At 57.3% G+C, this 16,311-nt stretch carries 10 protein-coding genes and 1 pseudogene; 6 read left to right on the forward strand and 5 right to left on the reverse strand.

The window, feature by feature from the left end; all coding sequences use genetic code 11:
- Positions 1-75: 75 nt before the first annotated feature.
- Complete coding sequence (locus FJ145_07520; GenBank protein MBM4261277.1) at positions 76-1,788, forward strand: hypothetical protein; 1,713 nt, start codon at positions 76-78, stop codon at positions 1,786-1,788.
- A gap of 465 nt (positions 1,789-2,253) precedes the next feature.
- On the opposite strand, the gene FJ145_07525 is transcribed toward FJ145_07520, so the two are convergent.
- Together FJ145_07525 and FJ145_07530 are read right to left on the reverse strand one after the other, a co-directional pair.
- On the reverse strand, positions 2,254-3,681 hold the full coding sequence (locus FJ145_07525) for a hypothetical protein (protein ID MBM4261278.1): 1,428 nt from the start codon (positions 3,679-3,681) through the stop codon (positions 2,254-2,256).
- A 128-nt stretch (positions 3,682-3,809) separates the two neighbouring features.
- Entirely contained in the window at positions 3,810-4,781 is a 972-nt protein-coding gene (locus FJ145_07530) for a D-2-hydroxyacid dehydrogenase family protein (protein MBM4261279.1), read from the reverse strand.
- 229 nt (positions 4,782-5,010) lie between these two features.
- On the opposite strand from FJ145_07530, the gene FJ145_07535 reads away from it, so the two are divergent.
- Both FJ145_07535 and FJ145_07540 read left to right on the forward strand, forming a co-directional pair.
- The gene (locus tag FJ145_07535; protein ID MBM4261280.1) at positions 5,011-6,012 is read left to right on the forward strand and encodes an ABC transporter substrate-binding protein; all 1,002 of its coding nucleotides are present in this window, start codon (positions 5,011-5,013) and stop codon (positions 6,010-6,012) included.
- 69 nt (positions 6,013-6,081) lie between these two features.
- Entirely contained in the window at positions 6,082-6,621 is a 540-nt protein-coding gene (locus FJ145_07540; GenBank protein ID MBM4261281.1) for a carboxymuconolactone decarboxylase family protein, read from the forward strand.
- Positions 6,622-6,728: 107 nt separating this feature from the next.
- Here FJ145_07540 and FJ145_07545 read toward each other — a convergent pair whose 3' ends face one another.
- Positions 6,729-8,414, reverse strand: coding sequence for an amidohydrolase family protein (locus tag FJ145_07545; GenBank protein MBM4261282.1), 1,686 nt, complete (start codon positions 8,412-8,414; stop codon positions 6,729-6,731).
- A 294-nt stretch (positions 8,415-8,708) separates the two neighbouring features.
- Entirely contained in the window at positions 8,709-10,529 is a 1,821-nt protein-coding gene (locus FJ145_07550; protein MBM4261283.1) for a type II/IV secretion system protein, read from the reverse strand.
- Between the two features lie 427 nt (positions 10,530-10,956).
- Here FJ145_07550 and FJ145_07555 point away from each other — a divergent pair, with 427 nt between their 5' ends.
- Positions 10,957-12,156 carry a hypothetical protein gene (locus FJ145_07555; GenBank protein ID MBM4261284.1) on the forward strand — a complete coding sequence of 400 codons (1,200 nt, stop codon included), beginning with the start codon at positions 10,957-10,959 and terminating at the stop codon, positions 12,154-12,156.
- Between the two features lie 409 nt (positions 12,157-12,565).
- Positions 12,566-13,717: a cobalamin-independent methionine synthase II family protein gene (locus tag FJ145_07560; GenBank protein ID MBM4261285.1), complete on the forward strand. Its 1,152-nt coding sequence runs from the start codon at positions 12,566-12,568 to the stop codon at positions 13,715-13,717.
- A gap of 262 nt (positions 13,718-13,979) precedes the next feature.
- On the opposite strand, the gene FJ145_07565 is transcribed toward FJ145_07560, so the two are convergent.
- Positions 13,980-14,408: a hypothetical protein gene (locus FJ145_07565; protein MBM4261286.1), complete on the reverse strand. Its 429-nt coding sequence runs from the start codon at positions 14,406-14,408 to the stop codon at positions 13,980-13,982.
- A 341-nt stretch (positions 14,409-14,749) separates the two neighbouring features.
- Here FJ145_07565 and FJ145_07570 point away from each other — a divergent pair.
- Positions 14,750-16,235, forward strand: a pseudogene (locus FJ145_07570) (TROVE domain-containing protein).
- Positions 16,236-16,311 lie beyond the last annotated feature (76 nt).

The following is a 16,311-nucleotide window of genomic DNA, read 5'->3' on the forward strand; positions in this document are numbered from 1 at the left end:
CACAGACTTCGACGGCTTGATGGTCCGGCAAAGTCGCACTATAACACGATAATCAATCCCCCAAGGAGAACCATCATGCACGGCGGACAAGCGATGTTGAAAGCGATCGAGCGAAGCAGCGTCGAATACATTTTTTCCTCTCCGGGTTCCGAGTGGCCGCCCATGTGGGAAGCGCTCGCGGAAGCGGCGGCGCGCGGCGCGAAGAATCCGGGATACATCAACTGCCGCCACGAAGCGGTCGCTGTCGCCATGGCTGCCGGCTACACAAAAGTAACGAATCGGCCGCAGGTCGTCATGCTGCACGCCACCGCTGGGCCGTTGAACGGCGCCATGACCATGCGCGCCGCGCTGCACGAACGCACGCCGATGGTCATTCTCACCGGCGAGATTGCTGCCTATGGCGAGAACACCAGAGTCGCCGATCCCGGCGGCCAATGGCTGCATGATCTGACCGATCTCGGCGGCTCGCCCGATTTACTCCGTAGCTGCGTGAAGTGGGCGGACCGCATTTCGTCCGCTGAACTGCTCGGTCCCACGATCGAACGCGCAGTGCGCATCGCCGTCGAGCCGCCGGCGGGTCCGGTGCTGGTTGGGATTCCGTTCGAGTGCATGATGGAGCAAGTGAACGACATCGACCACGGAAAGCCGAACGAAGTCGTGCGCGCTGCGCGCGTCGACGACGTATCGATCGATCGCGCGCTCAACATGATCGCGGCGGCGAAAAATCCGCTCGCGTTGACCGAACATGTCGGCGGCGACCCGGTCGCCGTGCAAAGGTTCGTCGAGTTTTGTGAGTTGTTCGGCATTCCAGTGATGGAGACTTATCGGCCGGCGTTCCTGAACTTTCCGCGCACCCATCCACTCTACCTGCACCATGACCCCAAAGCGGTGGAGGCTGCGGACCTGATTCTCATGGTCGAATCGGTCACGCCGTGGTACCCGGCGAGCAAAACACCGAAGAACGCAAAAATCATCAGCATCACAGAAGAATTTCCAGTCTCGCGTCTGCCCTACTGGGGCTACAACGTCGACCTCGCATTGGTCGCGCCGCCGGCTTCGACGTTCGATCAGCTGATCAAGAAGGGCAGCGCGTCAGAACAAGTCGCGGCCAATCGCAAAGAATACGCGCAGCGCGCAGCGCGGGCCAAAGAGCAGCATGAAAGCTATTTTGGCAAGCTGCATGATGAAGCCAAGAAACACGCGGCTGCCAGCCCGCTCGACCCGCGTTGGGCCATCCACGCGCTCGGCGAAGCGCTGCCGGCCGATTCCGTGATCTCCGAAGAGACCACCGTCTACCGCGGTTTGATTCAAGAAATGATCCCGCGCACTGACGCGCAATCTTATTTCGCTCGCATCACTGGCGGCCTTGGCGTCGGCTTGAGCTACGCGCTCGGCGTCAAACTCGCCATGCCCGAACGGCCGGTTTTCGCGCTGATCGGCGACGGCGCCTTTCACTACAACGCCGTGCCGTCCTGCTTGGGCGTCGCGGAAGAGTACGGCCTGCCGATCCACGCCGTCGTCTTCAACAACGGCCGCTATCTGTCGATGGAAACCAGCCTGATCAAATATTTCCCCACCGGCGCCGCGAAAAACACCGGCGTCCACTTCGGCGCCGAAATCGGCCCGCGGCCCGACTACCAGCACTACGCCAAAGCCCACGGCGGCGAGGGCGTGCGCGTGAGCGACCCGGGCGCCATCAAAGGCGCCATCGATTTAGCGATGCAGTGCGAAAAGGAAAAGAAACTGAGCGTGATCGATCTCGTGTTGAGCGATTTTAATCCACGGTAGTGGATTCAGATACATCACCACGGAGCACCTAGCCCGAATTATTCATGCGACCGGGAAAACCCGTGACACTGTGTCGATCGAAGTGGAACTCTGGAGGAGCGCAGGCATCAGCGCAAATCGTTCGGTTTGATTCGCCGATGCTGGGCATTTCTTCGACCTTTCCACTGCGATTCGCAGAGCAGGGCGACCGCCGGTCGCCCCTACAAGGCGGCGTCGAAGCGGATATCTGTTGCCTTCGCTCCGGAAGAGTTTCACTTCGATCGCGCCGCAGCGATGAATAATCCGGGCTAGGGCGGCACAGCCGCAACCGACCGGAACAATCTCTCGCAAAGACGCAAAGGTTCGGAGGGGAAATATTCACCACGAAGGGCACGAAGATCACGAAGGTAAAGGAAACATCAAAAACATCTGTAACATGCGCGCCCCCAGCAAGCTGTTGCCTGTTGCCTACCGACTGTTGCTTCTTCAATCTCCCATGCCTCTAACAAACTGCCTCATGCGCTCTGCCGGCGCCTGATCGTTGTATTGGCCATAGAGTCGTTGGCGCATCCGGTCCACTTCGCCGCTTTGCAAGCGCTCGTAGAGTTGGCTGCGCTTGCCGAACGGCGTCATCACCATGTCGGCGGCAACCGCCATCAAACGTAAATGTTCTTTCGTATCCTTCGCGCCACCGCGAAAATAGCGCTCGACGAACGGACCGATGTCTTTGTTAGATAAGTCCGAGGCACCGCCGCTCAGCATGAGCGTACTAGTTAACAAACCTTCCATCGTCCTCTCTGCCCGGTCGGAGGCTTCGATGCTGTGCACGCGGTAGGCCGCGCTCAGGGTCGGCGCCCAGGTGCCGCCCGCACTGCGATAGCCGGTCTCTTCGGCGACTTTCATGCAGCAGCGCAGGATTTCAATGTCCTGCATCAAGCTCGACAATAGGATCTGCGACGGCGCGGTCGTGTTGCGCTTGGCGATTTCCGTCAGCAACTGCGCGACACCGAGAAAAGCCTCGAGCTTGGTGATCAAGCGCAGCATCGTCGAGTACTGTCCCCAGGTGTGAATGTAGTTGATACCGGCCAAGAGCTTCGGATCTTTGTAAACGAAAATCCGCTCCCACGGCACGACGACATCGTCGAAAATCAACGCCGCATCGACCTCGTCGAAGCGTGTCGTTAGCGGTTGTCGCTCCGGGTCGGCGTGTTCGGCGTAGAGATCGCGGCAGAGGATCTTCAATCCCGGCGCATTCATCGGAATCGCAAAGGCTATCGCATAGTCTTGCTCGTTGGCTTCGCGCGGCCGGTTCGGGTAAACGATAACTTCGTCAGAGATCGGCGCCAGGGTTGCAAGCGTGCGCAGCCCACGCACCACCGCACCCTCTTTCTTCTCGCCGACGATATGTAATATCAGGTCAGGATCTTCCTGCGCGCCCACCGGCTTGGTGCGGTCGTAGTATTGATCCGTAAGCGCGTGAGTCAGGCACAAGTCGTTGCGGCTGACATAGCGATGGTAGGCACGAGCGTTCTCCGCCCACTGTTTGTTGGTCTTCTCGATAATAGTCGACCAGTCAAACAAACCAACGATTAGCTCAGCAACGAATTCGGGGTAGCGCCCCATCTGGCCAAACGTCGCCTTCGCCCAATATTCGATGTTGCGCCGCTTTAGTAAAAGCTCCTCGGCGTTCTTCGGCGGCAAGTAGCTGTACGAAATCCGTTCGCCTTCGTGATCCAGCGTCATGATATCGCGGCTTTTTGGATCGTGTTGTTGATCGTACAAGTCAGCCAGCGTTTTGATCGTGCCGGTAAAGCCCGAATGCGTCGTCACGTCTAAAATACGCTTACCGGCGTACCAGACCTCACGGCCGTCGCGCAGCCCTTTGATGTAATCTGCCCCTTTTCTTAGTGCCATTAAGACAGTCCCCCGAACAATTATGATTCCCCCCTTTGTAAAAGGGGGGGCAAGGGGGGATTTTCTTGCGCGCACAAACTACAAATCCCCCTCTACCCCCCCTTTTTCAAAGGGGGAAGTCAGATGCATTACTTCTTCAGCGCATCCGCATTCACGACATTGATCGGATTCCCCGCAGCGAATGCGGCCAGTTCGTCGATGATCGTCGTGTAGAAATTGTGATAGCCTTCCTCGGTGACGTAGCCGAGGTGCGGCGTGCAAACCACGTTGTCCATTTTGAGCAGCGCATGATTCGCCCCGACCACCGGCTCTTCCTCGTACACGTCAGTGGCGGCCAAGCCCGGCCGACCGCTCTTCAGCGCTTCGACCAATGCGCCGTCAGCCACCAATCCCATGCGGCTTGGGTTGACGAATAGTGCTGTCGGTTTCATGCGCTTCAAATCTGCTACTTTGACGATGCCGCGAGTGTCTTTGTTGAGCGGCAGGTGCAAACTGATCACGTCGCACTCGGAGAAAAACGCTTCGCGGCTGGCGGCAAATTCATAACCCGCCTCCGCGGCCCGCTTTTTGGTGGTCTCGCGCCCCCAGCAGACTACGCGCATGCCGAAGGCTTTGCCAACGGCGGCGACAATGCCACCGATTTTGCCAAGCGCGTAGATTCCCAACGTCTTGTCCCTCACTTCCACGCCGACGGTTGACTGCCATTTCCCTTCGCGGAGCTGCTTGACCTCGAACGGCAACTTGCGCAGCGAGCACAGAATTAGGCCCCAGGTTAACTCGGCAGTCGAATTCGACCGCCCCGAGCCGGCAGCACAGACGGCAACGCCCCTTTCGCTACAGGCAGCAACATCGATGTGTGCGGTGCCGGAGCCGGTCTGGCAAATCACTTTCAAATTAGGCAGCCGCTCGATGACCGCGCGCGGGAAACTCGAGCGCTGTTGCGTCAGAACGAGGGCGTTGGCGTCTTTCAGCCGGTCAGCTAAACGCGCCGGATCTTTCTCCGTATCGGTGAACGCAACGATCTCATGCCCTGCAAGCTTTGCCACGGCTTTCTGCTTGCGAAACGCGTCTTGATAATCGTCGAGGATAGCTATTTTCATAATCTCTTCTGCCTTTCTGTTGACGTAGAGTTAGCGCCGTTGACTCGCTCACCACCGTGTGGCGAAACAATCTTGAACCGAGTGAGAACTTGAAACCCGAAACGCGAAACCCGGAACTGTTTCTTACTGGCATTCACGCGCCGCTGTCAACCAATGCCGCCCGCCTTGACAGCCTTCGCACGAGTGCGTTACATCGCGATACGTACATTGTTCGTGGACCGGAGAACCCATGCGTAGATTTTCGTCTAGTTTACTCGCGCTGCTTGCCGTTGTCTTGCTCGACGTTGCCGCCCATGGCCAAGAGCGTTTCCGAGTCGCCTACGGTGGCTTCAACGAAACTGCGAGTTCGATGTGGATCGGGAGCGAGCGCGGCTTCTTCAAGAAATACGGCATCGATGCGCAGATGATCCAGGTGCGCAGCGGCGCTTTGAGCATCGCGACCACTGTCGCGAAAGAAGTCGAAGCGGTCTGGGCTGCGCAGTCAACCATCCTCAGCACCGTCTCGGGTGGCATCAAGATGACTTGTGTCGCCGGTCCCGTCAATAAAATTCCCCGCAATCTCATGGTCCGCAAAGAAGTGCGCCATGCGGAAGATCTGCGCGGCAAAACCGTCGGCGTCCAAAGCATCGGCGGCGGCTTGTGGCTGCAGACGATGATCATTCTCGATCATCTGGGCGTCGATCCCGATAAGTATGGCATCAAGGTGCGCATCATCGGCGACGAAGCGACCATGGCCCAAGCGATGATAACCAACAATATTGACTTCGGCGTGATCACCTACGGCCTGAGCGAAACGCTGTACCCGCAGGGTTTCAAATCGTTGATCGATGCCGCTGAAATCACCGCACCTTACCAGGGGCCGGAGATCTGCGGGCTGAAGGAATCGGTCACCAGCCGCAACGACTTCTATCAACGCGTCACGCGCGCGCTTGCCGAGTCGGTCGCCTACATCCTCGACGATAACAACAAGGCGGACGTGACCAGGGTCGTGGCCAAGAATCTGCGATTGAACAAGCCCGAGGTCATCGAAGGGTCGTACCGAGTGCTGCGCAAAATGACCACGCTGGACATGGCGCCCAACGCCGCAGCGTTCAAGTCGGTGCAGCGCATTTTGGCGCGCATCAACCCGAAGATCACCCAGGTCGATCTCAATGAGGTGATCGACACGAGCTTTGTGCGCAACCTGGAGTCGACAGGCTTTCTCCCCGAGCTGAGGAAAAAACTGAAATAGCGAAAATGATCCGACCGATCGGCCGGATCGATAGGATCCGTCAGATCTCGTTAACAAACCGGAGGACCAATGGGCCAACTACCAAGCCTGACGCGCGAGCAACTCTCGTCGGAAAACCAAAAACTCTGGGACGGCATTTACTCCGGGCGCACGCCTGGCGGCGGCCCCTACGCGGTGCTGATGCACTCGCCGCAGATGGCTGCGCATTTCTCGGCTGTTGAAGACCATTTCCGCAATCACGGCAAGCTCGACCCGGTCGACAAAGAGCTGATCATTCTCGCCATCGCGCGGGCCATGAACGTGCGCTACCCGTGGAGCCGCCATGAGATTCGCGCCAAGCAAGTCGGCATGCGCCCGGAAGCGCTGGAGACTTTGCGCGCCAACACGCATCTCGATGCCTTGAACGCGCACGAGCGCCTGGTGGTTGAAATGACCCGCACTCTTTTACATGAGCGCAAGATGCCCGATGAGATGTTCGCCCGCGTGCAAAAAGAGCTCGGCAATGAGCGCTTGGTCGAAGCCGTCGGTTTGGTCGCTCACTACAATTTTATCTCGATGGTCGCGCGCACGTTCGACCTGGACGCGCCGCCGGGGACGGTGACTTTCTAAGCAGGTGAGAATGGGAGCCGTTCATATCGTCAGGGCGGGCGCGATGAATCGCGCCCCTACTCCGAACTTTGCGTTCTTTGCGCGAGAAATTCCGGAGCGCTTCCTTCTCAGCAGCTCCGCAGCACCTGCCCCGCAAAACTCCCCGTGTGCGTGCCGTTTTGCATCATCAGCTTGCCGTTGACGATCGTCCAGTGAACGCCTTTGGCGTGTTGAATGAAACGCGGCGCACCTTCGGGGAGATCGTTCACACGCTCAGGTTTTTCTTGATCGATGGTCGCGGGATCGAAGACGAAGACATCAGCTGCCAGACCGGCGCGCAAGAGTCCCCGGTCGTGGAAGCCAAAGACCGACGCCGGCATGAAAGTTAGTTTCTTAACCGCTTCTTCTAACGGCATAACACCGCGCTGGCGCACCCAATAGCTCAGCAAAAAGGTCGCGTAGCCAAAGCCCGGGTTACCGTTGGCGACATGGGCACCGGCATCGGACTGCCCGAGCAGCACATACGGACTGCAAAAGATCTCTCGCACGGCCTTCTCGTCCCCTTGGGTAACAGAATCTTCGAAGACAGTTTCGAGCTCTTCGCTCAGGGCAAGATCGAAGAGGGCATCGACATCTGACTTGCCCTGCAAATGGGCAATTTCGGCGATGCTTTTGCCTTGATAGTTCTGATTCCAACTGGTCTTATTGACGAACACTAAATCCCAGCGGCGCGAGAAGTTAAGCCGGAATTTGCGATCGCCGACCTCACCGGCAAGCCGCGCCCGCACGCCGGCATCGCGTAGCTGCGCTTTTCGCTCAGCCAGCGGCAGCAGCATCACGTTCTTCCAACTCGGCAGTGCATCGAAGCGATCGCCTTCTTTCAAATTCCAACGCCTGATCGCTAATCTCGTCGAAGTCATCGCATAGGCCGCCGCGCCGCGGCGCACCCGCTCTTCGACGTCGTCCAACTGTTTGCGCCACAAATCAGGATCGCTCCAGCGATGGCGGATGCTTTCGCCGATCAATGGCCTGCCGCTTTCTCCAGGAATCGCGTCGTACCAACTCTTGAGCTGAGCAACATGCTCCGGCGTCGCAAACGCGCCGTGGGTAAGCTGCACGACGCCGCGATGGCTCTCGCCGAGTGCGCGGCTCAGCTGCGCGATCTCATTTAAATCCGCGAAGCGGCTCGCCACCGGTTTACCGTCTTCACGATAGTGGGTTTGATTGGAATTGGTCGAGAAGCCGAACGCACCGGCCTTCATACCGTCGCGTACAAGCTGCGCCATTTGGTCAATCTCGCCCTCGTTCGCAACCCGTTCGACGGCGGCTTCACCCATGACGTACTGGCGCACCGCGCAGTGACCCACCAATGTTGCGACGTTGACTGCCAGCGGTCGCCGCTCCAAAGCGTTCAGATATTCACCATGGGTCGTCCACTCCCACGGAATGCCGGCTTGCAACGTGTGGCGCGGCATCGCTTCCACGCGCACGAAAGTACCGATGAGCGCATCGCGCCCCTCAGGTTTGCAGGGCGCCAGCGTCAGGCCGCAGTTGCCGGTGACCACTGTGGTCACGCCATGTTCGCTCGATGATGACGCGAGCGGGTCCCACATGAGCTGCGCGTCGAAGTGGGTGTGAAAATCGATCAATCCAGGCGCGACAGCAAGGCCGGAGACATCCAACACTTGCGCTGCCGATTCGTTGACTCGGCCGATCGCCGCAATGCGGCCGTCCTTGATTGCCACGTCGCCAACGAACGACGGCATGCCGGAGCCATCGTAAATTCGCCCGTTCCTCAAAATTAGATCATGCATAGCGCCTCCGTGGAGGGATGATTGGAACCGGCGCAACTATAGTCCGACGCACGAAATCGCCGCAAGCGAATTATTTGCAAGGCTTCAATGTATCCATGAACATCGGATGGCTCGAATCCGTTTGCTCTTAAGGTTATACAAACAGAAAGAGCATCGAGCGGTACTTGCACCGATAGCGAAAGGCAATCCGAAGGAGAAAAAAACCAGAGTATTCGCGGGTTGGGAACTAACCCCGCCCTTTGGAAACCCCACTTCGAAGCGTGGGTGCATCGACAAGGTCAGGAGATGACCTTGCTAACGCATGGCAACGGCTTTCACTTGGTTGTAGTCAGTCCAGCCTTGCAAAACCTTCAAGACACCATCTTGCACCAATGTCGTCATGCCCTCGGCAAGCGCGAGCTTGTGCAACTCAGCCACCGTGGCGCGGCTGTGGATCCATTGCTTGACCCTTTCCGTGTTGATCAGGAGCTCGTGCAGTCCAATGCGACCACGGTAGCCGCTGTCGCGGCAGGCAGGACAGCCTTTGCCACGATATAAGAAAAAGCTCTCATCGTATGCGATCTCTAACTTAGCGAAGGCTTCTTCGCCGTAGCCGTAGATTAAGGCATCGTACTCATCCCGGGTCGGGTGATACTTTTCCCTGCAGCTCTCACAAATGCAGCGCGCCAGCCGTTGCGCCAGCACACCGAGCAGCGAATCGGCAAAATTAAACGGGTCAACGCCCATTTCCGGCAAGCGAGTCACCGTTTCCACGGAACTATTGGTGTGAAGCGTCGACAACACTAGATGCCCAGTGAGCGATGCCTCGATGGCCACATCGGCAGTTTCACGATCGCGGATCTCGCCGACCATAATAACGTCCGGGTCGGCGCGCAAAAACGCCCGCATGGCGGTGGCGAATGTGAAGCCGATTTTGGAATTCACCTGCACCTGGCGCAGCCCCGGCTGCGTCAACTCCACGGGATCTTCCGCCGTCCAGATCTTACGATGGGTTTCGTTGATAGCACTCAGGGCTGAGTGCAGCGTCGTGGTTTTTCCCGAACCGGTGGGACCAACGCAGAGAATCAATCCATAGGGCTTTGCCAAGATTGTGCGAAACTCACGGAGGTTGCGCGCGATCATGTGCAGTTCGTCGAGGGGCAGCGGTTTTTCCGCGGTGAGCAGCCGGAGCACAACGTCTTCGTTGCCTAAGCCGGCCGTGGGGATCGTCGCGACGCGCAGCTCGATGCTGCGGTCGCGCAGGCGGAATTTGATCTTGCCGTCCTGCGGCTTGCGCCGCTCGGCAATGTCGATGCCCGCCATGATCTTAAGCCGCGATACCAGGGCGCGACGATACGCGGACGGGACCCGCAGATATTCAAAACAACGGCCGTCAACGCGGAAGCGGATCAACGTTTCAAGTTGCCCGCCCTGCGGCTCGATGTGAATGTCAGACACCCCCTGTTTTGAAGCCTCCGAGATGATCTGGTTCACCAACCTGACGACACCGCTGTCGTTTTCGTTGACCAGAACCTCTTCCTTAACCTCTTTCTGTTCATCCCAATCGGCTTCCTCCAGTTGACCCAAGATCGCGCTTAGGGACTCGACCCGTGCTTTGCTCTCCGCTGGCCCGTTGATTGAATTAATGTACCTCAAGATATCGTCGCGCAATCCAACTCGGCGCTCTATCTCTTTGCCTGGAAACAGGCGCTGGATGTCTTGAACCTTTGTGTGCGCATAGGGATCGTCAAGCAACACAACGACCGATTTGTCCGTCACCCGCAGCGGCACCCAGAAGTTGGCTTTGAGATAGCTCAGGTTGACACCGCGCAATTGCTCGCGGGCGACAGTCTGCTTCTCGTCAAACTCCATGAATGGACAGCGATAGTACACGCTCAGCGCCACGCCGATTTCCTTGCGGCCGACGCGGTAGCGTTCCATGAGAATATTTTCCACCGGGACGGCCATGCGTTGCGCGTCTTTTTGAGCGGCATCAACCTCCGCTTGCTGCAAACGCCCAGCTATGACCAAAGCGTCGAACTTGCCGCGCGGCTGTTTCGCACCGTTGCCGTCGCTTTGTGATTGCTCATAAAGTGCCCGGATCAACGTGGCTTCATCGATCAAGCCCTTCTCCATCATCACCGCGCCGAGCTTTTTACGCGGGTTCTGTTTGCGCTGATGTTCGAGGGCGTCTTGAAGTTGTGCCGCGTTGATCAAGCCCAGGTGCGCCAACAGCTCGCCGAGGGGAATGCGCTTATGGTGCTTCATCAATACAGTGCCAAGTTGCTGCGTCGAAACGAAGCCCAGCGCGACGCAGACCTTGCCCAGTGGCATCGTCGGACATTCTTTCTTCTGTGCCTCGAGTCCGCGGGCCAGCTGTTCTTTGCTCAAGAATCCCTCACGAGCCAAGATTTCACCGATCTTAGGATTGCTTAATGGAATCGTCTGCAACATGATTGTTCTGGAAATGCTCGCGTGATCAGAGTTCTCTCAAATCATTTCATCGGTAACTGATGCCAAAAGCTTAGCATGGCGGCTTGGGGCTCCATGCTTTTCATGCGAGATGTTAACCACTGTCGAGACTTTGACAGAGGCTGCGATCAACAAACCTGAAAAGGATTTTATGATTTCGATCATTCGGGTATTTGGGAATTTTCTCTGCGCGCTCGCAGTGCCGCTGTTGTTTGCTCCTGCGCTCGTATTCGGCGCCGAGTCACGTCCCGGTTGGCAAGCCGATTGGGACAAGACGGTGAAAGCCGCCGAAGAAGAAGGCGGCCTAAACATCTATATGACCTCCGCCTTTGAGTCAGTCTTTCGTGAAGCTTTCCAAAAAAAATTCCCCAAGATCAAAGTCTCGACGGTCGTTGGCCGCGGCTTTCAGCTAGGGCAGCGTGTCATGAACGAACGGCGCGGCGACAAATACATTCCCGATCTCTGCATCACAGGCAACATCACGCCGCTGACGGTTTTCCACAAGGCAAAAATCCTGGAGCCGATCAAACCTTTGTTGGTTTGGCCCGAAGTTGTGAACGAATCGGTCTGGTACGACCGCAAGCACAACTACAACGACCCGGAGGGGCGCTACATTTTTGTCTTCGAGGGCACGCCGCGCGCCGGCGACATCACTTTCAATACCAAAATGGTCAATGCCAACGAGATTCGCTCCTATTGGAATCTTCTCGACCCCAAGTGGAAAGGAAAGATCGTCACCATCGACCCGCTAGTTGCCGGGCCGATCAACACGCCGCAAATCTATTTTTATAAACACCCCGACCTCGGCCCGGAGTTTCTCCGCCGGCTCTACGCTGAAACCGACATGACCGTGGTCCGCTCCGACGACCAGTTGATCGACTGGCTCAGCACGGGTAGATACGCACTCGGGTTTGGCGCGCGCGACGTCGACAAGGCGATTTCCCAGGGGCTGCCGGTGAATCAGTTCGTTTCCAACCACATGAAAGAAGGCGCGTCGCTCGCCACCTACAACGGCACCTTGAGTTTCTTCAATCGCGCGCCTCACCCAAATGCCGCGAAGGTTGCGGTGAACTGGCTGTTATCCAAAGAAGGCCAGAGCATCTGGCTCGATCACAACGCCCGAACTTTCGGCCAATATGACTCCCTGCGCGAAGACATTGCCAAGGACAAAGTCCTGGATTCGGCGAAGCGCGTCAAAGGCGGACGCTATCTGTGGATTAAGACCGAATGGATCGAAGAGTTGGACACGATACGCGAGTTAATCAAAAAGGCACTGCCGGCGAAGTCTTAGGCTGAACTGTTCATGCGACGGGGAAAACCCATGGCACTCTGTCGATCGAAGTGGACCTCTGGAGGAGCGAAGGCATCAGCGCGAATCGTTCGGTTTGATTCGCCGAGGCTTGGTATATCTTCGACCTTTCCAACGCCATTCGCAGAGCCGGGCGACCGCCGGTCGCCCCTACAGGACGGCGTCGAAGCGGATATCTGTTGCCTTCGCTCCGGAAGAGTTTCACTTCGATCGCGTCGCAGCGATGAGTAATCAGGGTTAGGCTGCTAAAAACTTGCGACTGACTCGCGGCGAACGGATCGGAGATTGAAATCGTTGAAAACAATCCATTCATCTGGCTTGTCGAAGCATTCTTATGAGTTTTGCATCGGCCTGCTGGACACGCGATATTTAGACTAGGCGAAGGAATAATATGAAACACAGCACGGAAAGAATTTTAGTTTCCCACGTCGGCAGCTTGGCGCGCCCCAAAGATTTGATGGAAATGTTGGTGGCACGAAACGAGGGCAGAGCCTACGACAAAGCGACGCTCAGCAAGCGCATGCGCGAGTCAGTCGCCGAAGTGGTCGCAAAACAAATCGAGTGCGGCATCGATGTCGTCAACGACGGCGAACTCGGCAAATCGAACTTTTCCCGCTACACCAAAGAGCGCCTCGGCGGCTTCGTCGAGCGAACCGCCGACCTCAATTTCAAACCGACGTCAATTTTTGGCCGCGACATGAAAGAGTTCACGGAATATTTCAACCGTGGGGGCCGCACGGCCATCGGCCATCATGCGCGCGTGTTCTACGCGGTGGAGCCACTCAAGTATGTCGGCCAAGAAGAAGTGCAAGAAGACATCGCCAACTTGAAAGCCGCCCTCCAAGGCAAGAAATATGAAGAAGCATTCCTCCCCGCCATCGCACCCGGCACGATGGAGCATTGGATGAAGAACGAATACTACAAGACCAACGAGGAATATTTATTCGCCATCGCCGGCGCCATGGCCGAAGAGTACAAGGCCATCGTCGACGCTGGCTTCGTCTTACAGATCGACGATCCCGATCTTGCCGACGCTTGGCAGATGTTTCCCGACATGTCGTTGGCCGATTACCGCAAATATCAAGAGCTGCGCGTCGACGCGCTCAACCACGCACTCAAGGGTTTGCCCGAAGATCGCATCCGCTTCCACATGTGCTGGGGCAGCTATCATGGGCCGCACAAATACGACATGCCGCTCAAGGACATCATCGACATCATTCTCAAAGTGCGCGCAAGCTGCTATTCGATTGAAGCTTCCAACCCGGTGCACGAGCACGAGTGGCGGGTCTGGCAGGAAGTAAAACTTCCCGCCCGTAAAATGCTCATGCCCGGCGTCATCGGCCACTGCAGCGATTTCATCGAACACCCGCGAGCGATCGCCGATCGCCTCGTGCGCTACGCGAAGATCGTCGGCAAGGACAACGTCATCGCCGGCACCGACTGCGGTATCGGTTCACGCGTCGGCCACCCGCAGGTGGGCTGGGCCAAATTCCAAGCCATGGCCGAAGGCGCCCGCATCGCGAGCAAAGAGCTTTGGGGATAACCAAAAATGGGGTGATGGAGTATCGGAGTGATGGAGTGTTGGAGTGTTGGGTTTTCGGAACCCATTACTCCACGACTCCAACACTCCATCACTCCGGAATGCCTCGGTCAACTTGCCGGTGAAAACTTCATCAGATGACTTTGAGTCGTACCCACCCCAGCGGCGGCCTCGGTGCTGCTCTTGATGATGCTGCGCGTTTCCGGGCTGTAATAGTAAGTTGACGTGCTTGTACCGGAATTGGCACGGTTGGCGCGGTCAGTTTTCACAACTTATAGGCTTTGAAATCGCCCGCCGGCACGGTCACCTGTTCTATGCCAACGACATTCACCTCCACAGATCGTGATTGATCTTGCCGCGCGCCGGCAGGTCGGGTTTTATACTCGTAGCTCCACTTCTGGCCAACTGAAAGGGGGAACTTCAAATCCTGTCGTTGCTCGCTCCTGCCGATCCATCGCAGCGTCGTTTGACCTGGCCCATCGGCTTGTATCGGGACCTCTGTTTTTTGATTTCCCTCGATCTGAGAGATTCGCGGTTGCCCCTGCACGATCGTAATCCCAATAGTTTTCTCCAGCGTTGCGGTCGAAGAGACCAGCTGATTTTCACGGCTTATTTCAATCCGCCAAGTATCACCGTCCTTATGAACCCGGTGCCGATGCCACATCGTTGCCGAGAACAACATTGGCTTGAGCACTTACGAATAATCCCATCAACAGTACTCTCACGATTTTCATTGCTTTCTCCTCTCGCATTCGGTTAGTGAGCGCGCACAAAGTCATGCCGCTCATGCCAGTAATCACTGCCAACGTGCACTTACTTCACACGGACGCGTCGTTGCCGCGAAGCACTGAGCAAGAGCGTTGCCAACCGATGGGATACTGGAAGGAAAACTACAACTGCTTGATTTAGCGAGACTATGCGTGCAGTAGCGGAGGTAAAGTGTATTCGCTTTTCTATTTCTGCAGCCTTGGTTTACGTTGCTGACAACAATGAAGCCGCAACGGAGTCAACGATTGCGAAACAAGCTGTTTCACTATTTGTGAGGCAAGGTTTTCGCCCAAGCATCAGTTGGCGCAGCTCGCGGGCGACCGGCTGTTTGAATGCGACTTTCTATGCGTCGGAAAGCGAGCAACTAGACAGGGTTCTAGGTTTGAGCAACGGGCTCGATCCCGAGTTCGTCGCCAAGACCGCGGTCTATTGCCGCGAGCAAAGCCTCATGAAGGACATGCCGGCGCTGTTGTGCGCGTCGTTGTCGACTCGCGACACTGAGTTGATGCAGGCAACCTTCGTTCGTGTCATCGACAACGGCAAGATGCTGCGCAACCTCGTGCAGATCCTGCGCTCTGGCGCCGTCGGTCGGAAGTCTTTGGGCACGGCGCCTAAGCGTCTGGTGCAAAGCTGGTTCGACCGTCAAGATGAGAGCGACTTGTTCCGCGCCGCCATCGGGCAGGATCCGTCCATCGAAGATGTGATCAAGATGGTGCATCCGAAGCCGAAGACTGAGGAGCAGGAAGCTCTGTACGGCTACCTGTTGGGGCGTTCGCACGATGCTGAGTCGCTGCCGGCTGTAGTTCGTGCGTGCGAGGCTTTCAAGGCGGGTGATACCACCGAGGTTCCCGACGTGCCGTTTATGAAGTTGACCGCGGTGGACTTGAGCGATTTGGCTTGGAAGAAAATCGCTGAGCGCGCTTCATGGCAGACCACCCGCATGAACTTGAACACCTTTGCTCGCCACGGCGTATTTGCCGATGCGGCTTTGGTGGAAAGGATCGCGGCGCGCTTGCGCGATCCGAAAGCGATCCGCAAGGCGCGGGCATTTCCGTATCAGTTGATGGTGGCCTACACCACGGCCGATGCAGCAATTCCTGGAGCGATCCCCGAGGCGTTGCAGGACGCCATGGAAGTGGCGATCGCAAACGTGCCCTGCTTCGCCGGCAAGGTCTACGTCTGCCCGGATGTGTCGGGTTTGATGTCGAGCGCGATCACCGGCTACCGCAAGGGTGCAACCAGCGCCGTGCGGGCGATCGATGTCGCGGCGCTGGTCGCCGCCGCGGTGGTGCGCAAGAATCCGTCGGCGGCGGTCTTGCCCTTTGAGCAGGACGTCGTGCCGTTGGCGCTCAACCCGCGCGATAGCGTGATAACCAATGCGGCCAAGCTCGCTGCCATCGGCGGCGGTGGGACCAACTGCAGCGCGCCGTTGGCGCAGTTGAACGAGCGCAAAGCCAAAGGTGATCTGGTGATCTTCGTCTCCGATAACGAGGCGTGGATCGACGCAGGCCATGGCCGCGGCACAGCAACGATGGCCGAGTGGCAGCGCTTCAAGGCGCGCAACCCGGCGGCAAAGTTGGTCTGCATCGACTTGCAGCCGTACGCCACGACCCAAGCGCAGGAGCGCGCAGATATTTTGAATATCGGCGGCGGCTTCTCGGATGCGGTATTCGACGTGATCGCGCGCTTTGCGCAAGGTTCACTGAACGCCGATCATTGGGTCGGTGAGATCGAAGCCGTGAGTTTGAATTAACTTTAACCGGGGCTGAATGCAGTCGAAACTACATTTGCGACATGTTCTGTCTCGACGACAAACTTGTCAGCTCCGA

The organism is Deltaproteobacteria bacterium, assembly GCA_016874755.1.
Taxonomy (GTDB): Bacteria; Desulfobacterota; Binatia; order UBA9968; family UBA9968; genus DP-20.